This is a genomic window from Mesorhizobium sp. M0028 (genome assembly GCF_040323855.1).
Taxonomy (GTDB): domain Bacteria; phylum Pseudomonadota; class Alphaproteobacteria; order Rhizobiales; family Rhizobiaceae; genus Mesorhizobium.
In genome coordinates this window covers 194,244-220,146 of the sequence record NZ_JAMYVG010000008.1, presented here as the reverse complement: position 1 = coordinate 220,146, position 25,903 = coordinate 194,244, and the positions used below count along the sequence as shown (strand labels likewise).

Here is a 25,903-nt window from a genome sequence, read left to right as displayed (position 1 = left end):
CAAAGAGATAGAGCGCTTCGCCGTTTCTGTGAAACGGTGAAGCGCTCTAGAGGAAAATAGCTCAGCGCTTTTTGCGCAATGAGACTGGAAGTTTGAGCGTCTGGCCATCCCGCGCGGCAAAAGCGCCGGTAAACCTGTCCTTGGCCAGTTTCTCGATCTTGTCCAGTTCCTTGTCGGTGCGTGTCGGATCGTGGTGAAACAGCGCAAGCCCCCGCGCACCGGCCGCCTCACAGAGCTTGACGCCCTGTTGCCATGTCGAGTGCCCGTAACCGCGGCGGCGTTCCATTTCCTCCTCGGTGTAGGTGCAATCGTAAATGACGAGGTCGGCATCTTCGATCAGGCCGAGCACCGTCTGATCGAGTTTGTCCGGCTCGTGCTCAGTGTCTGTGATCACCGCCACGACGCGGCCGCCCCATTCGACCCGGTAGCCTATGCAGCCGCCCGGATGGATAAGACTGCCGGTTCGGACCACCACCCCTTCGCGCGGGCGAAGCACGTCTCCGGATACGAAATCGCGATAGTCGAGGCTTGCCTTGCTGATCTCCAGTTTCACCGGAAACCACGGCGGCCGCATGAACTCATCGATCATCTGCCGGGTGGTCATGTGTCCTGCAAGATGCCCGGACCAAAGCGTAACCTTGGCGCCCCGGTCATAGATCGGCGCAAAAGACGGCAGCCCGATGATGTGATCGTAATGGCAATGGGTGAAAAGCAGGTCGAAATCGGTGACGCCCAACGCCTGAAGCGCCGCGCCGGCAGGCCGTAGGCCAGAGCCTGCGTCGAACAGAAGCGTATGCTTACCGCATCGCATCTCGACGCAGATTGAGTTGCCGCCATAGCGAGAGAATTCTGGCCCTGATACCGAAATGCTGCCGCGGACACCCCAAAACCTGACCAGGAAAACGTTGTCGTCCATGCTACCCCTTCGCCCATCATATCCAAACAACTGCTGCTAGGCGAGACAGGCTTTCTCCGGGTGATCTTCTCAGCGAGAGGACAGTGCCGTCACGACGGCGAGGATCGAGCGCACGTCCTTCGTTATTTGGCGCTTCGTGCGTCGATCAGATCCGCGGTTGTATGGCTTAGGCGATCGGCAAGAACCCGCAATATCTCGATGGTCATTTCCGGGAACTCCCTCATAAGCCTCAGGAAATGATCCTTGCGGATTCTCAGGACTTCCAGCGGACTTGCCGCTCTGACGGTGGCAGTGCGGGAGCTGTTGCACAATATGGCGATCTCGCCAACGATCGAATTTGGCTCCAGTTCGGCAACTTTTATCGGTCCGCTGTCGGAATCGACAAGAATATCCGCCCTGCCTGAAAGGATGACATAGGCGGCGTCTCCCTCGTCGCCCTGCCGGAAAAGGATCTGGCCGGCGCTGTAGCTCACACGATCGGATGTGAACGCAAGCAGCTTGAGCTTTGTCGGCTCGATGGCAGAGAACAAGGGAACGCGTTGCAGCATTCCAACTTCATCCTTGAGCAGCATTGTCGCAAACCTTCCAAAATTCGCGTTTGCCAGACTAGAGCAACGGACGCCCAGATGGAATCAATTCTCTTTTCGAGACGGCGAGACAAACCACGCGAAAGGTGGCGAGCCCGATGTCGTGCACCGGCAGAATGATCCCATCTGAATGTCCGTTGCTCTATGACAACAGTTCCTTGAAGATACCGTTCCCTGCCAAAAGTGCCTCGTGTGTTCCGTCTTCCGCCAATTGACCCGAGTCGAAGACGATAACGCGATCGAACATCATCGCCATTGCCGGATTCGTCACGACCCATACAATTGCCGGCGAATGGCCGTCGCGCCTGGCTTCCTCGAGCACGTTTCGCAGCACCTTGTCCTGCATGCGCTGGTCGAGCGCCGAAAGTGGCCGGTTGAGAATGAGAAAATCCGGACGCTTGAGCAGGGCCCGGGCAACATCGAGCTTCTGTCGCTGTCCACCGGTCAGCCGCCTGCCGCCGGAGCCGACGTTGAAGTCCAGGCCGACATCCAGAAGTTCGGCATAAAGCCCCAGTTCGTCAAGAATGTCATAGACGATGGAGCGTATGCGGTCCGGTGCGTCGGGATGGTTGTTGCCCACACGCCCGAACAGGACGTTATCCATGACGGTGGCCGCGGCAATGTATTTGGCAGGGTCATACCGTTCGACCGCATTTTGCAGTTCGGGCGGCAGGTTTTCATAGAACCGGCTGCGTGCAGCGACGATCTTGCTCATCAGCTCGTCGCTCAGCAGGCCGAAGCGATGCCGGGGCTCGATGTAGGCAAAGCTCAAGGTGACGATCATGGCGCGATCGTTCTCTGAAACCGCCTCGTGAGGACGGTTCTTGAGCCGTTGTAGCAAGGTTTCGTAGGCGGGTATCTCCTCGGCGCTCATGAAGGCGAGCTGCTGGAAGAACTGGTGATCGGGCGGCAGGTCGGCAAACAGCTCGATCGCCTGTTTGGCGATCTCCAAGCCCATTTCGTAGAGCGTGCGGTCGAGGCCGGCTTGCCTCAGCACAGAAGCAAAATAGGGATTGGCCGCCAGGGCCCTGTCGGCCAGTTCGGGGCCGGCGGCAGCGCCGAAGAGCAGGTTTTGGCCGATCGTTGCTTCCTTGTTGTAGGCGCCCGGTTCGAAAGGAACCACCAGTCCGCTCAGCCCCTCTTGTTCCAGCCGGGTTCGCAGCGCCGCACGCAGTTCAACGATCCGCCTGGCAAGCTCCGTGTGACGCGTGAGGTCGGCCGAAGAGCGCAAGCCGAGATCCAGAATGTCGCGCGACAGAACAACCGCGTCGAGCACCCGGCGCACGGCTTCAAAGAGGTCGTGCGGGCCGGTAGCCCCGGCGGAAGCATAGTTGATCCAGTCGCTGTGGATATCGAGATCCGGATTGCCCGACCGGCGCGCCTCGTGGATATTCCAGCGGTGCTGGTCTGCCGCGGCACCGTCATGAGGCACCGATGTCAGCGGCGCATGCTTCAACCCGTAGAGCAGGTTGTCGCGGAGGCTTGCCTGGAACAGGAAAACATCCGACGAGGCATAGGACATGCGCCGGCCGGTCACTGCCTCGGGAAGTTCAAGCAGGTCGTCGGTGCCCGAAGCGACCCTTCCGCTGTCCGGCCAGTTCAGCCGCGCGAAGGCTTCTGCAAGCGCCTCCGCTCCACCTGTTGCGGTACTGACCAGCGCCACCGTCTCACCCGGCTTGACCTGGAGGGAGATACGGTTGAGGAGCATTGCACCGCCATCGTCTGCTATAGACAGATTGATCGCCGATAGGGGATTGGTCATCGGATCAGGATCGTCGATCGTCAATGCCCCGATTTTCGGCGCGATGAGACCCTCGACGGTGAACTGTTCAACGACCTGTTGATATTTGACCTGGACATCCTGCCGATCCTGATCCCAGTCGATCAGTTCCTTCATCGGTCCGGGCAGGTCCTTGTAGGCGCCGATCACGGCCACGAGCTGGCCGACGTCCAGCCTCCCCTGGATGACCAGATACCCGCCGATCATATAGAACAGAAAGGGCGTGAGCTGCGCGAGAAAATTGTTGAGGAACTTCACCATGAATTTCCATTGGTAAAGATCGAAGCGGATCTTGAAGATGAGCCCGAGCCGGGCAGCTATGTCGGCGCGCTCGTAGTTTGATGTATCGTGGACGTGAACCGCGCCGATGCCGTCGACGATTTCGCCAACCCGGCCCGAAAGCGCGCGCGCCGTCAACTGCCGTTGGCGCCCGAGCACGATCAGCCGCCGCCGCATTCGCGGGATGAGTACGATCTGGATCACCACGATCACGACCGCTATCATTCCGAGCCAGACGTTCTGGATCATGATGAACAGCATGGCCGTCACCGCCTGGCCGCCGAGCAGTACCGGCTGCAGGAAGGCGTCGCCGATGAAGCCGCCCAGCGGCTCTACCTCGTCCTTCACCATGGTCGCCACTTCGGCGGATTTCACCCGCTTGAAGTAGACCGGCGGAAAACGCAGCACACGGTCCACCAGATCGAAGCGGATACGTCGCAGCATGCGTTCGCCGAGGCGGCCCTTGTAGGTGTTGATGTAGAATTTGAACAGGCCGTTGATGACGACTAGCAAGAGGAACACAAGGCTCAGGGCAAACAGGGTCTCCTTGCGGTCGAGCTGAAAACCGGAGAAGAACTGGACCTCTCCAATGAACGGCAGGTTATAGTGTAGCCTCATGAATGGCTGGGTCGCGCCCGGTTGCTCGAAGCCCCTACCTTGGATCGGGCCGTTGACGATCAGCTTCGGTAGGTCGAAGGACATGAAATACGGGACCATCGAAAGCACGACGATCATCAATATCCAGAGCTGCTGCTTCTTGGTGTGCGTCCAGATGTAGCGGGCTAGGCTGGGTTCCATATGCGACTGCGGACCCTTCAGTTGAAAGGATGCAGGATGTAAACGCACCTGCTGGCGAATGGCGTATCGGCAATTTCTTCGTCGCCAACGACAAAGTCGAAGCTGCAGTGCACGGACATTGTCCTGCGCTCAACGATGCAAGGAACCTGCGAGGCGGCGCGATCCAGTTCCGGCGCATGGTCGATGACAACGACATGGGCATTGTTGATCAGCGAAGAAGGCAGCTGGCCAGACGGTTCGCGGCTTCCGCAGGGCGTTGGCGAATAGCCGAGCAGCACGAGGCCGCAGCTGGGCGGCTGGTGCTGGCGGATGGACGCCGATGATCCGGACAGATGCAACAGGCTCTCTCCGGCACCGGGCAATAGCCAAGCGGCTTGCAGCATAATCACGTCCGCGGAATCAAACAGTCTTGCGGGAGGCAAGATTGCGTTGTGTCGCCCGAAATCCCAACATACAAGACAAATATGATGGATGTCACGCAACCACGCAATGCCGGTATGGACTGGCACGAGCAAGCCTTGGACCTCACGCGGGGAATTGCTGCTTATGTCAACTGCCCTCTCGTGGCAGGGCTGGCGCGCGTCGTCACCAAGCATCCGAAGGCCGATATCGCCAACGCCTTCAACCACAAGCAGGTCGCCTGCAAGATGTGGGCGCTCGACAGGCTGTTCGAAAGCTGCGGCGGCCGGTTCGGGCGCATATGGGTTCTGGGTGGATGGTACGGCGTATTGCCGGCAATGCTTTTCAACGACGCCCGCTTCGACATCGCGGCGGTCGATAGCATCGACATCGATCCCGAAGTCGCGCCGGTCGCCCGGACCCTCAACCGGGAAGCCGGCGACCGGTTCCGGGCGCTAACGGCAGATATGTACGCACTCGACTATGCGGCCGTCCGGCCCGACCTGATAGTCAATACGAGCTGCGAACACATAGCCGATCTGCGCGCCTGGCTTGCTCTGCTTCCGCGGGGCACGAATGTACTGCTGCAATCGAACGATTATTTCAGCGAGCCGACGCACATCAACTGCGTGGCTTCACTTGCAACCTTCGAAGCAATGGCGGCGCTACGGGAGGTGCGGTTCTCCGGCGAACTGCCGACAAAAAATTATACGCGCTTCATGCTGATTGGAACTGTTTAATGTATTTCGCCCAAAAGTGCGTAGCGGTTTTCGGACAACGACATGCATAAAACAGGACTTGAAGCGCGTCGCACGAAACTCACCAGACGCGACGTGCGTTAGTCCTACTGAGTCAGTAACGCAGTAGGACTAGGATCTATCGTCTGTTTGATCATGAGCTTTTCCGAAACCGGGCTCCACTTTTAGGGACCATGTTCGATACCGCTCGTGCAGGATTTGCGCGGAGCGACGCGCGCCTTCCAGATCGAGACGATGCGCGGATGGCGTCGGTCTCACAAGCGCCTGTTCGATCGCTTGCGCCAAACCTTCAGGCGTTAGGTCCTTTTCCATCAGCACCGTTGCAAGACCGAGTTCTTCGAGCATCAGGGCGCGAACCGTCTGTTCGGTTTCCCCGCCGGCTGCAAATGGAACGAGCAGGGAGCGACAACCCGCGCGCAGGACATCGCAGACCGTGTTGTAACCCGCCTGCGAGACTGACAGGCGGGCGCCTGTCAGCAGGCTGGCGAAATCCTCGCGGAACCGGAAGATGGACAGGCCCGGCGTGGCATCGCGTGCGATCGCGTCAAATTCGTCTTTCGGCAGGTTTGGGCCGGTGATCAAACACCATTTCCGAGCGTTGTTGGCATTCCGCGCCGCTGCGATGGTGGAGCTGACAAGGCTCTTTCCGGCAGCCCCGCCGCCAACCGACACCAGAACGTCGAAGCGCTCGGAGGCCGCGGGTGAGGGCGGCGCGGCAACGAGCCCTGTGTAGGTGACCTCGGCCCTGATCGTCCCAGCCAGCGGAAATGTCTTGTCGATGGTTGCGAACGCCGGATCGCCGTGGACCATAACAAGGTCGAAATGCCTGTTGATGAGATCGACCGTTTCCTCGTTTCGGCCCGGCTTGACGCGCTCCTGAAGGATGTCACGGACGGACGTCGCCAGCAGCGGTCTGGGCGACGTCGCGTCGATGGCCTCGATCAGCGGCAAGAGTTCGAAACGCATCTGTCGGCGTCCAAATGGAAACGCCTCGAGAATGACGATATCAGGCCTGCAATCCCGGAATGCCTGCAGCAGCATCTCTGAACGCCATTTCTTGAAATCATCGTCGATCGGGTTGCCCTCCAGGTCGACAAGTCCGGAAAATCCTTCATCACCGGAGGTGACAGGTGGCAGGATTACAGATTTTACACCGAGTCCCGGAAACCCGGCGATCGGCGCTCCGCCGGTCACGACGGTCACGTCAAACCCGTCATCGACCAGAGCCGCCGCAATGCGGCTGGCGCGCGCAAGATGGCCGATGCCGAGCAGGTGCTGGACATAGAAGAAAGCGCGCAGCCGCTTCATTCGGCGGCCCGCCACTCCCGCTCGAACAGTTCCTTGAGCTGTCCAATGCTTGCCATATGATCGAAATTGCCGCGCACGCGCCGCTCTGCGGCGTCGCCGAGGCGGGCGCGCAGTACGGGATCACGGATCAGGCGCTCCAGCGCCTGTGCCAGGGCAATTGGGTTTTCCGTCGGAACCAGCAGCCCGGTTTCATCCGGCGATAAAAGCTCCGGCACGCCGGAAATATCGGTCGACACGCAGGCAAGCCGCTGGCTGGCCGCCTCCACCAGAACATTCGGCAGACCGTCACGATCGCCATTTGCGGTGATCCTGCAGGCCAGGGCGAAGATGTCGGCGCGGCGGTAGTGCTCAAGCACTTCCTCCTGCGCAAGCGCGCCTTTCCAAGAGACGCGACCATCCAGTCCGAGCTTTTGCGCCAGCGCCTTGAACCGCTCCAGTTCCTCGCCGCCGCCGATATGCTCGAAACGCCACGCCAAATCACCGGGCAACAGGGCAAGGGCCTGCAGCAACGTATCGTAACCTTTCTTTTCAACGGCGCGCCCGACACTCAGAACGACAACCGGTTCGTCCGGCGCCGAGCCGTCATGCTGCTTTCGCGCCTCGCCGAAACTGCCGAAGCGATCAAGGTCGAGCCCATGATAGCTCAGATGTATAGACGAGTTGCCGTTAGCGAGTTTTTTCAGACGGTCGAAGCCGGTTTTCGTGCAGGTGACCGTCCAGCGCGCCGAGGAAAGCTTGCCGGCCAGATCCCAGTCCGCCGAAGTCCAGATGTCCTTGGCATGGGCCGAGCAGGTCCAGGGCAGGCCACGAAGCTGGCTGGCATAGCGCGTCACCGATGCCGGTGTGTGCGCGAAATGTGCATGCAGCCAGCCCGCGTCTTCCGGCCATTCGGCCGCCAGCACGAGCGCTTGCCCGAAGCGGCGCGCGCGATTGCGCGTAAAGTCGTGGGGGAGATCGGCAGCCAGCGATCCGAGCGTGCGCCAGAAGCACGGCCGCAGCAGATAGGCAAACAGCGAGCGAAGCACGCGCAGCGGCTCTTCATGCAGATATTCCGGCAGATAATGGACCGGCGCTTTGATCTCGTCATGCACGGGGTGGCGTTTTTCGTCGGTCGGCCGCCTGAGCGCGACGAGTATCAGGTCGAACCCTGCACGCTCCAGACCGAGCAATTCCTGCGCGATGAAGGTTTCGGACAGCCGCGGATAGCCCTTCAGAACCACGACGATCTTGCGATGTTGCAATTCAGGTCATTCCTTCAATGACCGAAAGGTGATGGCCGGCCCGCCGGTCGAGCAGTTCCGCGACGATTTCGGAAATATGAGGCAGCCCTTCCAGCGTCAGATGCGGATTGCTCTGTGATGGGTGGGGCCGGTCCGGCAGCGCCACCAGTGCATCGGCAAACCGCTGGGAATCCTTGGCTTCCTCCGGCAAAAGCATCTCGATGAGGCCAAGTTCGGCTGCGCGCCGAGCGCGGATCAGTTGTTCCTGGCGGGGCTCGACGCGCGGCACGATCAGCGCCGGCTTGTCGAAAGACAGTATCTCGCAATAGGTGTTGTAACCGCCCATCGCCACTACCGCCTTGGCGCCGGCAATCAGGTCTTCCATGCGGTTGTCGAACTCGATGATCTTGATGTAGGGGATCTTGGACCCCTTCTTGAGCAGCTTGTTGCGCTTGCGCGCCGGCATGTAAGGCCCAAGCACGATCAGGGCCCTATGCTGCAATTGCGGATCCTGCTGATAGGCATCGATGACGTCGTGGATCAGTTCGGCGCCGTCACCGCCGCCACCGGTAGTAACGAGGATATAGTCGCCCTCGGGCCGGTGGCCGGGCAACTCGTTCCGCTGCAGGCTCCGTTGCAGGAAACCGACGAACCTCATCTTTGCCCTGACAGCCGGCGGCACATCCAAGCCGGTCAACGGATCGTAGAAATCCGGCGGGCCATAGGCCCAGACCTTGTCGTAGAACAGGCCTATCTTGCGCATCACATCCCTGCGTGCCCACTCTGCTTCGAGCAGATGCGGCGCATCCATTACCTCGCGCAGGCCAAGCACGAGAGTGGTGCCCCGCGTCTTGAGGTAGGACAGCGTGTCCTCGATCTCACCGCGCAGGCCGAGCGGTTCCTTGTCGACGATGAAGATATCCGGCCGGAAGGTCTCAGCTGTATGGCGGATGATCGACTGGCGCATCCTTAGCGTCTCATGCAGATCGATGTCCTTTTCCAGCGAGGTGTATTCGCCGTTGCGCAGCTTGATGACGCTGGGGATCTTCACGAAGTCGACACGGGCGCGGTAGTCGAAGGCGCCAGCGATAGTCGCACCCGAAATGATAAGCACCTGAAGTCCGCGGAAATCCTCGACCAGCGAATGCGCGATAGTCCGGCAGCGCTGCAAATGGCCGAGCCCGAACGTGTCGTGGCTGTACATGAGAATTCGAGCGTTTTCTGCGTGCTGGGTCATTGTTGAACGTCTCTTAGAATTCTCGCTTTGAGGACCGTGAGCGACCCGCCGGCTTCGAAACCATCAGGTTTTGAAACATGAGGCCGCGATTTTCAATTTGTATTACTTCTGTGGAATGCCTGTCAGATAACTTTCTGATTGCCTGAGTCCGAAACTAGATGGATTGGCGAATATCGCCTCGGCGGGAGCGGGTCGAGACTCCCTGTTGTTGTTTTGGGGATCGAAGGGGAAAGCGGTGTCCAAAAGATCGGCAGAAGTCATCGCTCTTGATTCCAATAAGGCCTCTCCGAACTTGATTGGTTTCCGAGCGGTGAAAGCGAATTCCGCTATCCTGCGCATATAGTCAATTGCTTGATCGGTATACGAAAGGACAGGGTCACCGGGCGTCGCACGGCGCATGTTGTTGTAGAACTCATTTCGCGCGCCATTGCTCTCGGTCTTGGGGGACCAAAAGTGCTGCCCATCAATCTCTTGACGGGCGGTCTGATTATGATTCACCGACCAGAACTGAGCCATCTATCGCCCAAGCTAGCCGGAATTTCGGCAGGAATCGAGTGGACGCCAGCGCTCACAACACACCGCCTGCGGCAGAGTGTGTGCAACACCGGTTACTTGTCTATCGCTATGGCCTCTGGCTAATGCCTTAGCTGGGGCGGTGACGGTCCTTTTTGAGACGACCTGAGCGCGTCGCCGAACGTCGCGAGGTGCGAAAATCACTCGATTGGTCCCGATAGTTGGCGAAACCTCAATGAGTTTGATGATTGGCCTCGTAGGTTCACAGAGGGCGGCGACGATCTCGTCGGGGTTCTCTTCCGCCTAGTTGAAGATCCAGGCTGCCGACCGGGAGATCGACGACTTCATCACCGTCGCACGCTCGCGCCTAGCGTGACGAGAAGCTCGTCCAGTTGCTCGAACGTCTCGCCCATCGCATCCGCCGCCCCGGTGCCGGCAGCGTCGAGAGCTTCCTTTGAGGGATAGAGCTCGTGCATGACCAGCAGCGTCTTGCCACCTATTTCCTCGAAGGTCACCGTGGTGATGGGTCCACCGTCACCACCTTCGTCATTGGTCCAGACGAGGCGCGAGTGCGGTGTCACTTCGATATACCTACCGAAGAACTCGTCAGGGTTTGAGGCATCGTGGCCGAATACCAAACGGTACCTGCCCCCGACACGAACATCCATCTCGCAGGAACGCAGGAACATGCCCATCGACTTCGGTGCCCACCACCGCATGAACAGCTCGGGCTTGGTCCAAGCCTCGAACACGGTGCGTGCCGGCGCGTCAAAGGTTCGCGTAACGACCAGCTCCCGGTCGGACTTCCGTTCCACCATCGTGCGGTTCTGCATGGGGGTGGGCTCACTAGCTCTTGTTTCGTCCATCGACTTTCTCCTTCCGTTTCAATTCCTCGACAACCTTGTCCAACTCGTTGAAGCGTGCGTCCCAGAGCTGGCGGTGCCTCTCGATCCATGCCGCCTCTTCCTCCAGTGCGCGTAGGCCAAGCTTGCAGGTCCGCACGCGCCCAACCTTCTCCGTGGTGACGAGCCCCGCCTTCTCCAAGACGCCGACGTGCTTCTTCATGCCCGTGAGGGTCATGTGGAACTTTTCGGCAAGGTCCGTGATCGAGGCGTCTGCTCGTCCGAGTTGCTCCAAAACGCCGCGCCGGGTGGCGTCCGAGAGCGCGGCGAATGAGGCATCGAGGTGGGGCATTAAATACTGAACCATATGGTTCAGTATTTAATGGACGGGCTGGCGGCGTGCAAGGGGAGACCGAGTGGGCTGCGTTGCCGGCCGCCCCTTCTGGTAAATCGCAAGCGATTAGCGGATGTTCAAGTCGGAGCAGGGTCGGTGAGGAAGGGCATGATGTCCACGCCGTCTCCTGGGAAGACGGTGAAATGCGGGTGGTTCTCGAACAGGCGGGCGGCGGCATCGATGGTATCGGCCTCGACGACAATATAGCCGCAGAAAGGGTTCACGGCGTCGGCGATGCCGTCCCTGGTAACGCGCCTCGTCTTACCGACCATGCCGCCGCGATCGGGGAAAAATGCGGCATTTCTCTCCTCCCAGTCCGCCCACAGCTGTAAGCCGACGGCATCAATCGTATCCTGCTCGGGCTTAGGCAGGCTGCGAAAGCGGGCGAGGTCTTCGGGCTTCATGGTGTAGACGGCAAGAAAGCGGGGCATGCGGCGGTTTTTTCTTCGTGCTGGCAGAAGCATGCTAGCTTAGACTCCTGGAGGGCCCAAGTCACTGCGCATTACCACCCTTTGGCGCTCCGTATCTTTCAGTCCGAAATGATGACCCGAGGCTAAGGTTGGCCATCTATTTTGAACGCTGACCTGGGCGGGCGGAACTGCTCCACCACCAGATCAACACGCACATCAAGCGTCATCCTCGTTGTTAAGCGCAGGCCGAAAGTAGTGTCGACGCCACAAACTCGCGATTCTCTGATGTGCTCGCGATTCTCTAAAGAACAGAATCACCGAGCAGCAGGCGCGACCCGACCTCCACGATAGACCTGATAGCCGGCAGCAGCTCCTGCCCCAACGAGGTCAGCTCATATTCCACCGTCGGCGGCGAGGTCGCCATCACGTTGCGACCGAGGACGCCGCGCTCCTCGAGATCCCGCAGTCTGCTGGTCAGTACCTTCGCCGAAACGGCTGGGATATCGCGGCGGAGTTCCGAGAACCGACGCGGGCCTTCGCTCAGGGACCAGAGCACCTCGGGTGTCCAGCAGCCGCCAAGCAGCGCCATGCATCTCGACATGGGGCAGCCGGGGGGAGCCTTCACCTTCTTTCGCGCCTTGAGAACCATCGCACACCCTTCTCGAGGAGTTTCCAGTTGGTTACCGGAAAATGGCGGTAACCGCAAGATACGTGGTTTCCAATGGTAACGATGGCCGCTATTCGAAGGCTCTCCAATCACACAACCACGAAATGGACTGAACGATGTATGCAATAACTGGAGCAACAGGACAGCTTGGCCGTCTCGTGATCGAGGCACTGCTGAAGACCATTCCCGCCGACCGGATCGTCGCGGCGGTTCGCAATCCGGCAAAGGCCAGCGATCTGGCGGAGCTCGGTGTGATCGTAAGGGAGGCGGACTACGACCGTCCCGACACGCTCGCCCCGGCCTTCGCCGGCGTCCAGAAACTGCTACTGATTTCGTCGACCGAGGTCAGCGGCCGCCTGCCGCAGCATCGGGCGGTGATCGAGGCAACCCAACGCGCCGGAGTTTCGCTGATCGCTTACACCAGCATGCTGCATGCCGACACGTCTTCCGCAACGCTCGCAATCGAGCACCGGCAGACGGAGGAGGTCATCGCGGACTTGGGCGTTCCCGCCGTCATCCTGCGCAATGGCTGGTACACCGAGAACCATCTGCTGGCGCTTCCGGCGGCTCTGGAGCACGGCGCCTTCGTCGGCGCCGCGAAAGACGGGCGTTTCTCGTCCGCAGCGCGGCGGGACTATGCCGAGGCCGCAGCCGTGGTGCTGACGACCGACGACCATGCGGGAAAGACGTACGAGCTCGCCGCAGACCAAGCCTTTACGCTCGCCGAGCTTGCGGCGGAGGTCTCGCGGCAGTCGGGCAAGGCTATCGCCTACAACGATTTTTCCCAAGCCGCCTATCAGGATGTGTTGGCGGGGGCCGGGCTGCCGGCCGACCTCGCTGCGCTTCTGGCCGATACCGACGCCGCAGCCTCACGCGGAGCGTTGTTCGATGACGGAGGCGCCCTCGGGCGGCTGATCGGTCGTCCGACCACTTCGATGCAAAGCCTCGTCGCGGCCGCATTGCGCGGTTGAAGGCTGGGCTCAGCGACTTGAGGATGCGGTCTTTCTCGTAATGAGACCAATCAGCTTATCGATTTTCTCGGCCGGGTTCTCCTTTCGTCGCGCCGAGGCGGTTAAGCAGATTAAACGTGATCCTGCCGACATCGTTCATGGCGCCTGCGGCTGGCAGCGCGCCGCACCAGGCAACCGAGCTTGCCGAAAAGATCAAGCCGCCTGCTGCGAGCTTTCGCAGGGTCATTTCGGCGCAGCGGCGGGCGATGCGTTGCGTATCCCCGCCCTCGCACCAGCGCGTCGGATCCTGGAAGAAGCTGTCGGGAAATCCCGTCGCACGCGCGATCACGACGGTGTCCGCGGATGTGCCGAGGGCTGGATCCGTCGCATCCACTTCGTAGCCCGCGGCACCGCCCAGCACGATGCCGTCCGAACCGAAGGTCGCATTTTCAACGCCTTCGAACAGCCATGCGCATCCTGCTTCATGGCTTTCGTCAGTGCGCGTGAAGGGGCGTGCGCCTTCGAATCCCATCAGTGAGATCGCGCCACCGATCAGCGAGAATTCGCCGCGGCCACGGGAGCGGAGATAGCCGCCTGGTTCGTTGGTGATCGACAGCGCTTGTTCGGCGACCGGGCCGTCCCACGTGCGGCCGGCCTCCAGCGGCGAGCGCCGCAGCTCCATCAGATCGTCCTTGAAAGCCACAGTGGCGGCGAAGCCGTTTCCGCCGAGATAGGCGATGCTGCCGCCTTCGGCCACAAACTGCCGCAGCGCCTGCTCCATCTCGATCGACATATATTCGGGATGACTGCCGGTGACGACCGCTTGGTGTCCACGCAGACCGTCTATACCGCATTCGTGCAAATCATGATCGGTCATGACGTCAAACACGATTCCATTGTCGTGGCAGAATCGGAGGAAGTGCAGATCGACCGGCAAATTGTGTGGGCAGCCGCAGAGGGGATAATCGTAATCGTCCCTGAGCGTCACTTTCGGCTTTTTGTAGGAGCAGATAGAAACGCCGCTAAGGTCGGAGTGGTAGTCGTAAAGAGACTTCAGATTGTTGGCGACCGCGAAGCGATGTCCCCGGTCGTCGCTTTTCCATTCATAAAGATGATCTGGGAGATATTCGTCCGCATAAGCGAGATAGGTGGCCGTCGGCACGAGATACAACAGCGGCGACGAAACCTGTGATGAGGTGACGAAGAACACCACGCGTTCGTAGCTATCCTCCCATTCGATCTGGAACGCGTAGACGCCTGGGCGTGCGTTTTCAGGGATTGTCACGCAGTGCGATGCCGGCCACTCAAGCGGGCCGATGTCGTCGTCGTGGCAATGGATAGCGTCGTAGTGCGACGGCACGAAGCGAGGTTCGAAGCTCGATCCGTCCCAGCGTGCCGAAGTCATGCAGAAGGCTGGCTGATTGATCACATCGAGGAGCAGCGGATCTGCTCTGCCCGACGACAGGATCGGCTGCGTTGGTAACAGCGTCGGGAAATCCCAGGCAATGGTCCCCTGCGGTGTCTCGAGCCGGATCGCGGCAAATTTCGCGTTGAGGGTAGGTTCGTGGTGAGTAGCACTTGCGCCGAAATGGATGCCGTGCGCTTGAAGGTTCCGCGCAGGGCTGCCAAAACCTTCACGAAGTTCGTAAGGCGCGAGGAGATCATGCGATTTGATCCGCAGACGCGGCTGCTCCTGCCGCAGATCCAACTCGACAGTGAGCCACACACCAGTTGGCGCCTTCCTCTCGACAAAGGTTTCGCCGCCGATTTCCAGGGCAAATGCGCCGTCGCGGAGGCGCAGCTTGAGGGCGCCTGCTTCCAGGATCGTACGCGCACCTCCGTTGCGCGTGAGGAACAGCTCAAAACGAATGCCGTGGACGGCTTGTACTTTGGCCAGTTCGCCGGCTCGCACGAACAGGAACGACCCTTGGTCGAAATGCCGATGCCGTGGTTCACCCACCGCTTCGATGGGCCAGGCCAGAAATTCCGGAGCCGGCTTGTCGAGTCGGCAAATTCGTGTGGCCTTTATCGGCCGATCGCATGACAGGCTGAGGTTGATCTGCTGGCCTGCTTTGGCACTCCAGGGGGTGGTATAACCAACCACGCTCATCGCGTCGTGGTCTACTGCGCGCTTCATCTATCCTCCCGATGAACTCCAGATGGGCTGCGGCGAACCGCGCAGACCGGTCCGATGCCGGCCAATACGCTGCCGCTCTGACAAGCAAAGTTGCGCATGGCGCACTACCGCCATGATGTACATGCTTGTATAGATAAGCTGCATTCGGATAGTCTCGACGCGATCGGTCCAAGCGCGACATTACCAAGGAGGATGACATGCGCAACGCATCTCTCTTCGACCTGTCAGGCAGGAAGGCGCTTGTAACCGGCGCAAGCCGTGGCATCGGGCGCAGCATCGCCGAGGCGCTCAGCGCAGCCGGCGCCGACGTCGCGATCACGGCGCGCAGCGTGGCCTCGCTCGAGGAGACGGTGGCCGCCATCCGCACTGCCGGCGGGGCCGCGCATGCCATCGCCCTGGACGTCACCGATGTCGACCAATGCCGGGCGGCGACAGCCGAGGCCGGCAGCCTGCTCGGAGGTCTCGATATTCTCGTCAACAATGCGGGTGTGGAAGAGGTCCGGCCCTCGCTCGATGTCGACGAGGCCTTGTGGGACAGGATTGTCGATACGAATCTCAAAGGCGCCTTCTTCTGCGCCCAAGCCGCCGCGCGGCAGATGAGAGACGCCGGACGGCCCGGCGTCATTATCAATCTCTGCTCGTTGACCTCCGAGGTCGGGATTCCCACGGCGGTGCCTTACGGCTCGTCGAAATCAGGCCTCCTCGGCATGACGCGGGCGCTTGCGGCGGAGTGGGCCGATCTCGGGATCCGGGTCAACGCCATCGCGCCTGGCTATTTCAGGACAGCGATGACAGACGTGTTCTACAGCAACGAGGCATGGCAGCAATCGATGCTCGCCAAGATTCCGCAGCGCCGTTTTGGTGATCTCTCGGACCTGCACGGAATCGCGGTGTTCCTCGCTTCGGATGCGGCAGCCTACATAACGGGCCAGTCCATTCCCGTGGATGGAGGCTTTCTCGCATCGATTTGAGGGCTTCAGGGACTGGAGACGTGTCCCAGAAGTGATCGACAAGCGCTAACCGTGATTGCGTACTAAGAAAAGGAGCCGCCATGTCTGACGTCAGCTTCCACCGCCTGTCATCCCTCAGTGTCGATCAGCGCGCCAATTTACTTAAACGCGCCGAAGGAGATCTGTCTTCCTTCATCGAAAAGGTCCGTCCAATCATCCAGGCCGTCAAGAATGAAGGTGACGCGGCCTTGCTCCGGTTTGCGCGCGAGCTCGACAAAGCCGATGTTGCCGACGGTGGACTGAAAGCTTCGGAAGCGGAGTTCGATGCGGCATTCGACAAGGTCGACAAGGATGTCGTGGAGAGTATCCGGTTTGGCATCGAGAACATAAGGCATTTCCACGAGGAGCAGCGCCCGGAGACGATGTGGCTCAAGGAAGTTCGGCCTGGCGCCTATGCGGGTGACCGATACACACCGATCGCTTCGGTTGCGCTTTATGTTCCGCGCGGCAAAGGCGCCTTCCCCTCGGTGACGATGATGACCTCGGTTCCGGCGGTGATTGCCGGGGTTCCGCAGATCGCGATCGTGACGCCTGCGACTTCGGATGGTTCCGTCGATGCCGCGACGCTGGTTGCCGCCCGCCTCGCCGGCGTGGAGACCGTGTACAAGTGCGGCGGCGCCCATGCGGTCGCCGCTGTCGCCTATGGAACCGAGACTGTGAAGCCCGCCGTCAAGATCGTCGGACCGGGGAGCCCGTGGGTAGTGGCGGCAAAGAGCGTGTTGTCCCCGATCGTCAACACGGGTCTCCCCGCCGGTCCGTCCGAAGCGATCATCTTTGCCGATGACAGCATCGACGGCGGCCTGGCCGCTCTTGACCTGTTGATCGAGGCCGAGCACGGGCCGGATTCGTCCGCCTATCTGGTGACGCACAGCCGCAAGGTCGCCGAAGCCGCGTTGATTGCGATACCGGAACACTGGTCCCGGATGACCGAACAGCGCGTGGAGTTCTCGCGCGCCGTGCTCACCGGAAAACGCGGCGGTATTGTGCTGACCGAATCGCTGGAGGACAGCTACCGCTTCATCAACGACTATGCGCCGGAGCATCTCGAGATTCTGTCAACGGAGCCATTTGCGCATCTCGGACGTATCACAGAAGCCGCCGAGATCCTCATGGGGCCGCATACCCCGGTGACCCTCGCCAACTTCGTCCTCGGGCCCAATGCGGTGCTGCCGACCAGCCGGTGGGCGCGAACCTTCGGACCGCTTTCTGTGACGGATTTCGTCAAGAGATCATCAGTCGGCTATGTGACCTCGGCCGCCTATCCGGAACTCGCACTGCATGCCCGCAGGCTCGCCCGTTACGAAGGGTTCAGCTCGCACGAGAACGCGGTTTCGGAGATCCGCGATCGCTATCTCGCCGGCTGAGCGGAAACGATGATGATGAGGGCGGCACGACTCCATGGACCCGGCGACTTGCGCGTCGAGAATATCGCCGCGCCAGGCGCTCCCGAGGTGGGCTGGGTGAAGCTGAGGGTCGATGCCGCAGGCATCTGCGGTTCCGATCTCCACAACTTCCGCACGGGCCAGTGGATAAGCCGGTCGCCTTCGACGGCAGGCCATGAACTGACAGGCACGGTGATCGCCATCGGCGAGGGCGTGGATACCGTCGCTGTTGGCGACCGAGTGGTCGCCGATTCCCGCTTCTGGTGCGGAGAGTGCGCGCAATGCCATGCAGGCAGGCGGCATCTTTGCACGTCGCTGGGCTTTGTTGGCGAAATATGCGACGGCGGATTTGCCGAACAAGCGGTCCTGCCCGCACGCCTGCTGCACGTCGTCGATACCGCGCTTGACGAACGGGTCGCGGCGATGGCCGAGCCGCTGGCTGTAGCGTTGCATGCAGTGCGGCGTCTGCCGAAAACGGTCGGCTCCGTTCTTGTCGTCGGCTGCGGCACCATTGGCGGTCTTGCCGCGCTGCTGCTCTCTCGAACCTTCGCAGGTACCGTGCTCGTCGCCGATCGCAACCCTGGCCGATGCGCCCGGGTGGCGCGGGTGACAGACGCCAGCATCGTCGACTTGAACCGGGACGCCATTGCCGCGGCGACCGCGGATGCCCCCTTGCTCGCTGCCGTCGAAGCGACCGGCAGTATCGCAGCACTCAGCCAGCTGCTCGGCGTTCTCGATGCCGGCGGCACCGTTGCGATGGTCGGCATATTCCATAGGCGCCTCGATATCGATCCCAACATCCTGGTTGAACGCGAAATCACATTGCTGGGATGCCACGCCTTTGCAGATGAGCTTCCCGACGCCATCCGGATGCTCGGCGAATTGACCGAGCCCATGGTCGAACTGATCGACCGCGAGATCGGTCTGGATGATGTTCCCGCAGCCTATGAGCGGCTGTTGGCGGGGCAGGGCGATGGCTTGAAAACAATCATCCGGATGCGGTCTGCCGGGCGCGTGTGATTTCCGAACGTTGCCGGAAAGGATTTTTGAAATGATCACTTTGCCCGACACCGCCAGCCCTCTTTACGAGAAGGTCAAGGACTACATCCTGACGAACATCGGAACGGGGCGATGGAGCAAGGATCGGAAGCTGCCGTCCGAAAATGAATTCGTGGCGACACTCGGCGTGTCTCGGATGACGGTCCATCGTGCCTTGCGGGAGTTGACCTCTGCGGGTTTTCTGATCCGGCTCCAGGGCGTCGGCACATTCATCGCGCCACCTCGACCGCAATCCGCACTGATCGAAATCAACAACATCGCAGCGGAAATTGTCGCGCGGGGAAACAGGCATCGCTCCGCGGTTATCGTCCTCGAAGAGATCATGCCGACAAAGGAACTCGCGCTTTCGTTCGAGTTCGCAAAGCGCGCGTCGATCTATCATTCCATTGTCGTCAACTTCGAGAACGACCTGCCTGTGCAACTGGAAGAGCGCTTCGTCAACCCGGGCCTGATACCCGACTATGACAAGCAGGATTTTTCCAGGACAGCAACCTACGACTATCTCATGCAGAAAACCCCGGTGACGGAGGTCGAGCATATCATTTCGGCGACCCCTGCCGATGCCGAAACGGCGCGGCATCTGGGCATCGATGCCGGCAGCTGCTGCCTGCTTCTGCATCGCCGGACATGGACGGGCGCCGTCGTTGCCACGATCAGCAAGCTGACTTACGTTGGAAGCCGCTACTCGCTTGGCAGTCGGTATTCTCCGTCCAAAAAAACCTGATCGCAGTGAAGCGATTCAGAGAGGTCTGACTTGTATATGCATGTATGTATTTAGCCTTGACATCCGCTGTTGCTGACGTTGAAGTGTCGTCGCACTTCGGTTGAACTGACGCTAAGATGCCGAGGCACGGTGCCGCAAGAGCAGAAGCCCACATTCTCACCAGGCCGGATGTTTGGTTCAAAAAAAGCGGCCTGATCATCAAGGGGAACAAGACGATGCGTAACCTAGCAGGACAATTTCGGGCACTCGTTATGGTTGCTGCCGTCGGGTTCGCCCCGGCGGCCTACGCGGCCGATACAACCATTCCGGCGACGCCTGAGGCAGGAACATTCAAGATCGGCATCGAGCCATGGCTTGGCTACGGCCAGTGGCACGTCGCCGAAGCCAAGGGTCTGTTCAAGGCAAACGGGCTGTCCGACGTACAGATCGTGAACTTCGCCGAGGACAAGGACATCAACGCCGCCTTGGCCAGCGGCCAGCTCGATGCCGCCAATATCGCGACCCACACGGCCATGGGCATGGTTGCGGCCGGCCTGCCGGTGAAGATCGTGCTTCTGCTCGACGTCAGCATGACGGCGGACGCCATGATCGCCGGCAAGGACATCGCCTCCGTCGCTGACCTCAAGGGAAAGCAGGTCGCTTTCGAGGAAGGCACGACGAGCGACATCCTGCTCAAATACGCGCTGGCCAAGAACGGCATGTCCATCGCCGATGTCCAGCCGGTTCCGATGCCGGCGGCGGATGCCGGCAGTGCGTTGATCGCTGGCCAGGTGCCGGTCGCGGTTACCTATGAGCCCTATCTCACCGCGGCCAGGGCGCAGAACAAGGATGTCAAGCTGCTCTTCACCGCGGGCGAAGATCCCGGCCTGATCAGCGACGTGTTCGTGGTGCGCGATGAGGTGATCGAGTCGCGTCCCGGCCAGGTGCTTGCCATGATCAAGACCTGGGATGCGGCCCTGAAGGCCTACAACGCCGACACGCCCGACGGCCGGGCGATCATCTCCAAGGCGGTCGGTTCGAGCGTCGAAGACCTCAACACCGCCTTTGATGGCGTGCGTTACTATACTCTCGCCGAAAACAAGGATGCGCTGACGGGCGAATTTTCCACCAAGACATTCGCCGATGTCGAGGCGGCCGCCAAGAACGCCGGGCTGCTTCAGGCGGACGTGACGCCGGAGCAGATGATCGACCCGTCATTCGTCAAGGCCGCGAAATGACGAGGGCCGGCTCGCGGTGGTGACGCAAATGTCCGAGCAGCGTGCGACCAAGCCAAGCCCGTCTCACGCAGCACCGGGGCCGGTGACCAAACAGCCGATGCGCCGTCGCCGATCCTCCGGGATCGGCGCGCCTATCGCACGCTCGCGCTTCCTGATGATAGCGGTGGCCGTCTTTGCCGGCCTCGGCCTCGCCTGGTGGGCGGCAACGGCGCTGGGGCTGGTAAAGCCGATTTTCCTGCCCTCGCCGGGAAGCGTGGTGACCCAACTCGGCAAGCTCGCGGGTGACGGCACGCTGTGGCTGGATCTCAGGACCTCGATATACCGTATTTCCATTGGCTTCCTCATCGCCTCGGCCCTGGCGATTCCGATTGGCGTGCTGATCGGCAGCTTCCGGACCTGGGAAGCGGCGATCGAGCCGCTTGTGGATTTCATCCGCTACATGCCGGTGGTCGCGTTCGTGCCCCTCTCCATCCTGTGGTCCGGGACGGGCGATGCGCAGAAGTTCCTGATCATCTTCATCGGCACCTTCTTCCAGCAGGTGCTGATGATCATGGACAATGTGAAGCGGGTTCCCGCTGATTTCATTGGCCTTGGCAGGACGCTCGGCCTGCCGGATCGCAAGATCCTGACGCGCATCGTGGTTCCCAGCGCCTTGCCAGGCATCTGGGATACGCTGCGCATCAGTCTCGGCTGGGCATGGACCTGGCTGGTGTTGGCGGAACTTGTCGCGGCGACATCAGGCCTCGGCTACCGCATCACCGTGTCCCAGCGCTATTTCCAGACAAACACCATCATCGGCTACATCCTGCTGCTGGGCGTGCTTGGTCTCATCACCGACCAGGTCATGAAGGCACTGGGAAAAGTGTTGTTCCGGCAGGAGGGCCACGTGCAATGAGGCCGGGCCGATGAGTTTGCCCAAATTGGGGATCAAAGGTCTCCACAAGAGCTTCGGCACGGGCGCGCGGCGCACGGAAGTGTTGCGCGATATCAATCTCGATCTTGCCGACAACGAGTTCGTCTCGCTGGTAGGCACGTCGGGTTGCGGCAAGAGCACGCTGCTGTCGATCGTTGCCGGACTGCAGGATTTCGACGCAGGAGATATTGCCATCGATGGCTCGCCGATCCTGCAGCCGGGTCTCGACCGCGGCGTCGTCTTCCAGTCCTACACCCTGCTTCCCTGGCTGACGGCGCAGCAGAATATCGAGTTCGCGCTCAAGGCCGCGGGTCATGATCGCGCGACCTGCCGCAGGATAGCACGCGAGCATCTCGATCTGGTCAAGCTCCCGCACAGCGCCAATCGCTATCCGTCTGAGCTTTCGGGCGGCATGAAGCAACGTGTGGCTATAGCGCGTGCTCTTTCCTATCGACCCAAAATGCTTCTGATGGACGAGCCCTTTGGCGCGCTCGATGCCTTGACCAGGCATCAGATGCAGGAACTCCTGACGCAGATCTGGGAGGAGCACAGGCTCACCGTGCTCTTCGTCACCCATGATGTGGAAGAAGCCGTCTACCTGTCCGACCGCATCGTCGTGATGGGGATCGGCCCGGGACGCATCATGCAGACCTTCAATGTCGACATCGGGCGCCCGCGCCGGGAAGAGGTCATGGAAACCCCGGCCTTCATGGATTTGCAGCGCAGCGTGCACAAGGCGATCCGCGAGGCTTCAAAACGTCCCGAAATGGTTTAGGCGGGTCACTCATGCGTGTCAGGTCCAAGAGCAGCGCAACGAACGCGGCTGGGCGCGGGGATCGTCTCGGAAGACGGAGTTTCAGCCGGATGACGCCTGATGCCGCTACGGATTGCCGATCACAAGCCGGTTCACAGGTTCATTCGCGGCCGTCTGAAGGGTAGCAGGAGCTTCGCCCGATCAAGGCGTTCATGAAACTCGTGTTCGAGCTTGTGACTCGGGCGCCCGTCAAGCGCCCAATCTCAATATCGCACCGTCGCGATTCCTGACCCGGAAGCGGCCATTGGCGTCCCGCGCCTCAACCGTCGAAAAAAATTTGCAGGACAATGTCGATTTCCTAAACTTCGTTCGTCGTTCCGATGCCGGCCTATGAGGCCGGCTCAAACAAGGAGACAGACGATGCGTGTGATGGTGCTCGTGAAGGCTACCGAGGACAGCGAAAAGGGCTTTCTCCCCACGCCCGAGGCTAAGGAGGCGATGGAGGCGATGGGCAGATTTAACGATGAGCTGCGCAATGCCGGCATCTTGCTCGACGCCGACGGCCTCAAGCCCTCCTCGCAGGGCAAGCGCGTTGCGTTTGATGGTTCCCGCCGCACCGTCATCGACGGGCCTTTCGCCGAGACCCGCGAGCTGGTCGCCGGCTTTTGGCTTTGGGAAGTCAAGGATATGGACGAGGCGGTCGCCTGGGTGAAGCGCTGCCCCAATCCCATGCCGGGACCGAGCGAGATCGAAATCCGGCCGCTGTACGAGATGGCTGATTGGCAATGAAAATCTGATGCCGGAGGTCACGGAAATCCATGACCGAACGCGCGAGAAGCTCAGCGGCAACCGAGACTGTCGGCCGCAATCTGCTTGCCTCCGTTATGGCTTTGGCCGACAAGGCAGCATGACTGCAGGCGAGACGCACCAGGCGATCGAAGCGATTTTTCGCATTGAACGGGCCCGGCTCATCGCGGGTCTGGTTCGCCTCGTGCGCAATGTCGACCTTGCAGAGGAACTGGTGCAAGACGCCCTGGTCATAGCTCTGTCCGAATGGTCCAGGGCCGGCGTGCCGGCCAATCCCGGCGCTTGGCTGATGACGGTCGCCAAACGCCGCGCCATCGACGCGATCCGTCGCGACAAGATGCGCGGGCGCAAGCATGAGGAGATCGCGCGGGAGCTTGACGGCGAGTGCGACGGCGCGGCCGAGGTGATCGAAATGGCCATCAACGACGATCTTGGCGACGAGCTGCTGGGCCTCATCTTCACAGCCTGCCACCCCGTACTTTCGGCCGACGCCCGCGCGGCGCTCACGCTGCGTGTCATCGGCGGTCTGACGACGGACGAGATCGCCCGTGCTTTCCTGTCGAGCGAGGTGACGATCGCCCAGCGCATCGTCCGCGCAAAGAAGACGATCGGAACGGCCGGGCTCAGCTTTGAGGTGCCGCGCGGTGCCGAGCGTGCGGCGCGTCTGTCCTCGGTGCTGGAGGTCATCTATCTCATCTTCAATGAAGGCTATGCTGCCACGGCCGGCGATGACCTTGTCCGGCCGGGCCTGTGCCTGGAGGCGCAACGGCTAGGCCGCATGCTGGCGGGGCTGATGCCCGAGGATGCCGAGGTGCTCGGCCTGCTGGCTCTGATGGAAATCCAGGCATCGCGCCTGCCCGCACGCATCGGGCCGGACGGCGCCCTCTTGACCCTGACCGACCAGAATCGCGCACGCTGGGATCAATTGCTGATCCGCCGAGGCCTTGACGCGCTGGCCCGCGCCGAAGCCCTCGGGGGCGACGGCCCCTATACGTTGCAAGCCGCGCTTGCAGCCTGCCATGCGCGGGCACGCAATCCGGCCGATACCGACTGGTCCTGCATCGCAGCGCTCTACGACCGGCTGCGAGCAGTGATGCCCTCGCCGGTGGTCGATCTCAATCGAGCGGTCGCCCACAGCATGGCCTTCGGGCCTGAGGCGGGCCTGCGGCTGGTAGACGAGATTGCCGGCGCCGCCGCCCTGCGCAACTATGCGCCATTGCCGGCAGCGAGGGGCGACTTTCTGTTTCGGGCCGGCCGGCTGGCCGAGGCCCGCGCCGAATTCGGGGCGGCGGCCAAGCTCACCCCGCAACGTACGTGAAGCGGCCTTTCTCCTCGCCCGCGCCGACGCTTGTGGTTGAAGCATCGCCCTCGGTGCCTGAAACGCCGCTCGGCAAGGCCGAAAGCCGCCTTCAATGAGCGAGATCAACCCGCAACGCGAAAGGGATTAACGATGCGCAAGCCATCGCCGAGCGCCATTCCGTGCTGCATATCCTCTGACAAAAGTGTATCGCAGCCAGCGTGAATCGCCGCGGACGCGATCATCGCGTCATAGGTAGAAAGGCTGTACCGCTCGGCGAGCCTCAATCCTGTTTCGTGGGTCTCGAGCGTGAGCGGATGAACCGTCAACAGGCCGCGCAGCGTGGTCAGCAGCGCATGCGTGTCGGTCCATGACATTTGCATCTTCCGACGCGCGACGTTGGCGAGTTCGTTGAGAACCTGCACGCTGATCGCCCCGCCAGCAGCGATGGCCGCCTCGGCCCGATCAGCCTTCGCCGTATCGCTTGACGCGATATAAAGTAGGACATTGGTATCAAAAAAACTAACGGGCATTCGCCTTGTCCCGATCGAATTTGAAGTCAGCGGGGAGCCGACCACGGAAGGCGCGGAGACGCTTCAGCAACTCCTCGCGCCCGGGCTTCCGCGCCACGCCAAGCTGGCGGGCGTCAGCGACATGGATTTCGATCTCATCGCCTTCCCTGAGTTCAAGCGCTTCGACCACAGCGGCGGGAAGGCGGACCGCAAGACTGTTTCCCCATTTGGCGACCTGCATGCCACTTCCTCTCCTAGATATACGCCAGGAGAAATGTATATCCAGAAGTGGTCGAGATCAAGGCAACTTGGGATATATGCATTTGAAGGAGGAGCCTTGATCATGCCAGCAACTGCGTCGGCACGCCGAGTATCGGCCCTGCCTCGGCGAGCCGCTGGTCGAGGGTTCGCACCGTGGCGCCATGCTCGGACGCCGTCGCGAGGTGCAGGGCGTCGCCAGCACGAAGCCCGAGCGTATGCTGATCGGCGAATTTCGCGGCGACCCGAAAATGCCCGCCCGTCACCGGCAGCACGGTGAAGCTCTCGGCGACCAGCTTGTTGAACATCGCGAGCGCTGCTGCGCGCTGCTCCAGGTCAATCTGTCCGGTCCGAAGCTTGATCGCCATGGCGGAGGACATCTCGGTGATGGTCCAGTCGCTGATCACAAGTTGCGCTGGGTCCTGCTCCGCCAGCCAGCCCTGAACGCGCGCGGTCATGGCTTCGTTGGATAGCGCTGCTACGATCAGCGAAGTGTCGAGATAAAGCATCAATAGCGATCGCCATCTCGCATCGATCGCACCAGATCGGCGGCGGCCTGAGCCTGCAGAGGCATGGTTGCGGTCAGGGATTGGAGCAGGACGGCGTCGATCCGCCTGCGGGGGCGGGCCACGGCCGTGAGTCGGGCGACCGGCTTGCCACGCCGGGTGATGTCGATCGAGTCTCCAGCCTCGACCCGGTCGACGAGCTCGCTCAGATGTGCCTTGGCGTCCGCCAGATTGACCACGTCCATGTCACGCTCCTGACCATGTAGATG

28 protein-coding genes are annotated in these 25,903 nt (G+C 61.0%); 11 read left to right on the top strand and 17 right to left on the bottom strand.

Going from position 1 to position 25,903, the window contains the following annotated elements:
• Positions 1-61: 61 nt before the first annotated feature.
• The 4 genes from NKJ93_RS17860 to NKJ93_RS17845 all read right to left on the bottom strand — a co-directional run bounded on the left by NKJ93_RS17860 (position 62) and on the right by NKJ93_RS17845 (position 4,842).
• Positions 62-916 (bottom strand): MBL fold metallo-hydrolase, encoded by an 855-nt coding sequence (locus tag NKJ93_RS17860; RefSeq protein WP_352482314.1) that lies wholly within the window; start codon positions 914-916, stop codon positions 62-64.
• 122 nt (positions 917-1,038) lie between these two features.
• A complete protein-coding gene (locus tag NKJ93_RS17855) occupies positions 1,039-1,488 on the bottom strand; it encodes a cyclic nucleotide-binding domain-containing protein (RefSeq protein WP_254023581.1) in 450 nt (149 codons plus the stop codon).
• Between the two features lie 157 nt (positions 1,489-1,645).
• Positions 1,646-4,360 carry an ABC transporter transmembrane domain-containing protein gene (locus NKJ93_RS17850; RefSeq protein ID WP_352590458.1) on the bottom strand — a complete coding sequence of 905 codons (2,715 nt, stop codon included), beginning with the start codon at positions 4,358-4,360 and terminating at the stop codon, positions 1,646-1,648.
• Between the two features lie 17 nt (positions 4,361-4,377).
• On the bottom strand, positions 4,378-4,842 hold the full coding sequence (locus NKJ93_RS17845) for a hypothetical protein (protein WP_352482312.1): 465 nt from the start codon (positions 4,840-4,842) through the stop codon (positions 4,378-4,380).
• On the opposite strand from NKJ93_RS17845, the gene NKJ93_RS17840 reads away from it, so the two are divergent.
• The gene (locus NKJ93_RS17840) at positions 4,828-5,499 is read left to right on the top strand and encodes a class I SAM-dependent methyltransferase (protein WP_031193291.1); all 672 of its coding nucleotides are present in this window, start codon (positions 4,828-4,830) and stop codon (positions 5,497-5,499) included. The two genes, NKJ93_RS17845 and NKJ93_RS17840, sit on opposite strands and share 15 nt — an antisense overlap.
• 129 nt (positions 5,500-5,628) lie before the next feature.
• Here the strand turns inward: NKJ93_RS17840 and NKJ93_RS17835 are convergent, their stop codons facing one another.
• The 8 genes from NKJ93_RS17835 to NKJ93_RS17800 all read right to left on the bottom strand — a co-directional run bounded on the left by NKJ93_RS17835 (position 5,629) and on the right by NKJ93_RS17800 (position 12,030).
• On the bottom strand, positions 5,629-6,825 hold the full coding sequence (locus NKJ93_RS17835; RefSeq protein WP_352482311.1) for a glycosyltransferase family protein: 1,197 nt from the start codon (positions 6,823-6,825) through the stop codon (positions 5,629-5,631).
• Positions 6,822-8,066 carry a glycosyltransferase gene (locus NKJ93_RS17830; protein ID WP_352482310.1) on the bottom strand — a complete coding sequence of 415 codons (1,245 nt, stop codon included), beginning with the start codon at positions 8,064-8,066 and terminating at the stop codon, positions 6,822-6,824. Before NKJ93_RS17830 ends, NKJ93_RS17835 begins: the two co-directional genes overlap by 4 nt.
• A 1-nt stretch (position 8,067) precedes the next feature.
• Positions 8,068-9,282: a glycosyltransferase family protein gene (locus NKJ93_RS17825; protein ID WP_023716538.1), complete on the bottom strand. Its 1,215-nt coding sequence runs from the start codon at positions 9,280-9,282 to the stop codon at positions 8,068-8,070.
• A gap of 102 nt (positions 9,283-9,384) precedes the next feature.
• On the bottom strand, positions 9,385-9,798 hold the full coding sequence (locus NKJ93_RS17820) for a hypothetical protein (RefSeq protein WP_352590455.1): 414 nt from the start codon (positions 9,796-9,798) through the stop codon (positions 9,385-9,387).
• Positions 9,799-10,142: 344 nt separating this feature from the next.
• Complete coding sequence (locus NKJ93_RS17815; protein ID WP_352590452.1) at positions 10,143-10,661, bottom strand: SRPBCC family protein; 519 nt, start codon at positions 10,659-10,661, stop codon at positions 10,143-10,145.
• On the bottom strand, positions 10,642-11,004 hold the full coding sequence (locus NKJ93_RS17810) for an ArsR/SmtB family transcription factor (protein WP_023716541.1): 363 nt from the start codon (positions 11,002-11,004) through the stop codon (positions 10,642-10,644). Before NKJ93_RS17810 ends, NKJ93_RS17815 begins: the two co-directional genes overlap by 20 nt.
• Positions 11,005-11,108: 104 nt before the next feature.
• The gene (locus NKJ93_RS17805; protein WP_023716542.1) at positions 11,109-11,462 is read right to left on the bottom strand and encodes a hypothetical protein; all 354 of its coding nucleotides are present in this window, start codon (positions 11,460-11,462) and stop codon (positions 11,109-11,111) included.
• Between the two features lie 280 nt (positions 11,463-11,742).
• Complete coding sequence (locus NKJ93_RS17800) at positions 11,743-12,030, bottom strand: winged helix-turn-helix transcriptional regulator (protein WP_245278483.1); 288 nt, start codon at positions 12,028-12,030, stop codon at positions 11,743-11,745.
• A 194-nt stretch (positions 12,031-12,224) separates the two neighbouring features.
• Here NKJ93_RS17800 and NKJ93_RS17795 point away from each other — a divergent pair, with 194 nt between their 5' ends.
• The gene (locus tag NKJ93_RS17795; RefSeq protein WP_352493880.1) at positions 12,225-13,079 is read left to right on the top strand and encodes an SDR family oxidoreductase; all 855 of its coding nucleotides are present in this window, start codon (positions 12,225-12,227) and stop codon (positions 13,077-13,079) included.
• Between the two features lie 55 nt (positions 13,080-13,134).
• Here NKJ93_RS17795 and NKJ93_RS17790 read toward each other — a convergent pair whose 3' ends face one another.
• On the bottom strand, positions 13,135-15,195 hold the full coding sequence (locus NKJ93_RS17790; protein WP_352590449.1) for a N,N-dimethylformamidase beta subunit family domain-containing protein: 2,061 nt from the start codon (positions 15,193-15,195) through the stop codon (positions 13,135-13,137).
• Positions 15,196-15,392: 197 nt separating this feature from the next.
• Between NKJ93_RS17790 and NKJ93_RS17785 the strand changes: the two genes are divergently transcribed.
• The 9 genes from NKJ93_RS17785 (at position 15,393) to NKJ93_RS17745 (ending at position 24,379) form a co-directional block, all read left to right on the top strand.
• Complete coding sequence (locus NKJ93_RS17785; protein WP_023716546.1) at positions 15,393-16,166, top strand: SDR family NAD(P)-dependent oxidoreductase; 774 nt, start codon at positions 15,393-15,395, stop codon at positions 16,164-16,166.
• Positions 16,167-16,246: 80 nt separating this feature from the next.
• A complete protein-coding gene (gene hisD, locus NKJ93_RS17780) occupies positions 16,247-17,569 on the top strand; it encodes a histidinol dehydrogenase (RefSeq protein WP_352482878.1) in 1,323 nt (440 codons plus the stop codon).
• 15 nt (positions 17,570-17,584) lie between these two features.
• A complete protein-coding gene (locus NKJ93_RS17775; protein WP_352547390.1) occupies positions 17,585-18,607 on the top strand; it encodes a zinc-dependent alcohol dehydrogenase in 1,023 nt (340 codons plus the stop codon).
• Positions 18,608-18,638: 31 nt separating this feature from the next.
• Positions 18,639-19,370 (top strand): histidine utilization transcriptional repressor HutC, encoded by a 732-nt coding sequence (gene hutC, locus NKJ93_RS17770; protein WP_352547392.1) that lies wholly within the window; start codon positions 18,639-18,641, stop codon positions 19,368-19,370.
• Between the two features lie 215 nt (positions 19,371-19,585).
• Complete coding sequence (locus tag NKJ93_RS17765) at positions 19,586-20,587, top strand: ABC transporter substrate-binding protein (protein ID WP_352547393.1); 1,002 nt, start codon at positions 19,586-19,588, stop codon at positions 20,585-20,587.
• A gap of 97 nt (positions 20,588-20,684) precedes the next feature.
• Positions 20,685-21,482 carry an ABC transporter permease gene (locus tag NKJ93_RS17760; RefSeq protein WP_352590500.1) on the top strand — a complete coding sequence of 266 codons (798 nt, stop codon included), beginning with the start codon at positions 20,685-20,687 and terminating at the stop codon, positions 21,480-21,482.
• Positions 21,483-21,492: 10 nt separating this feature from the next.
• Positions 21,493-22,275 (top strand): ABC transporter ATP-binding protein, encoded by a 783-nt coding sequence (locus NKJ93_RS17755; protein ID WP_352590446.1) that lies wholly within the window; start codon positions 21,493-21,495, stop codon positions 22,273-22,275.
• A gap of 399 nt (positions 22,276-22,674) precedes the next feature.
• Positions 22,675-23,043 (top strand): YciI family protein, encoded by a 369-nt coding sequence (locus NKJ93_RS17750; protein WP_352482873.1) that lies wholly within the window; start codon positions 22,675-22,677, stop codon positions 23,041-23,043.
• A gap of 118 nt (positions 23,044-23,161) precedes the next feature.
• Positions 23,162-24,379: an RNA polymerase sigma factor gene (locus NKJ93_RS17745; protein ID WP_352590443.1), complete on the top strand. Its 1,218-nt coding sequence runs from the start codon at positions 23,162-23,164 to the stop codon at positions 24,377-24,379.
• Between the two features lie 104 nt (positions 24,380-24,483).
• Here the strand turns inward: NKJ93_RS17745 and NKJ93_RS17740 are convergent, their stop codons facing one another.
• The 4 genes from NKJ93_RS17740 to NKJ93_RS17725 all read right to left on the bottom strand — a co-directional run bounded on the left by NKJ93_RS17740 (position 24,484) and on the right by NKJ93_RS17725 (position 25,879).
• On the bottom strand, positions 24,484-24,891 hold the full coding sequence (locus NKJ93_RS17740; protein WP_352482870.1) for a PIN domain-containing protein: 408 nt from the start codon (positions 24,889-24,891) through the stop codon (positions 24,484-24,486).
• Positions 24,881-25,111 carry an AbrB/MazE/SpoVT family DNA-binding domain-containing protein gene (locus tag NKJ93_RS17735; protein WP_023716557.1) on the bottom strand — a complete coding sequence of 77 codons (231 nt, stop codon included), beginning with the start codon at positions 25,109-25,111 and terminating at the stop codon, positions 24,881-24,883. Before NKJ93_RS17735 ends, NKJ93_RS17740 begins: the two co-directional genes overlap by 11 nt.
• A gap of 100 nt (positions 25,112-25,211) precedes the next feature.
• Positions 25,212-25,637: a type II toxin-antitoxin system VapC family toxin gene (locus NKJ93_RS17730; protein WP_352482869.1), complete on the bottom strand. Its 426-nt coding sequence runs from the start codon at positions 25,635-25,637 to the stop codon at positions 25,212-25,214.
• Entirely contained in the window at positions 25,637-25,879 is a 243-nt protein-coding gene (locus NKJ93_RS17725; RefSeq protein WP_352493885.1) for a type II toxin-antitoxin system Phd/YefM family antitoxin, read from the bottom strand. Before NKJ93_RS17725 ends, NKJ93_RS17730 begins: the two co-directional genes overlap by 1 nt.
• Between the last annotated feature and the right edge of the window lie 24 nt (positions 25,880-25,903).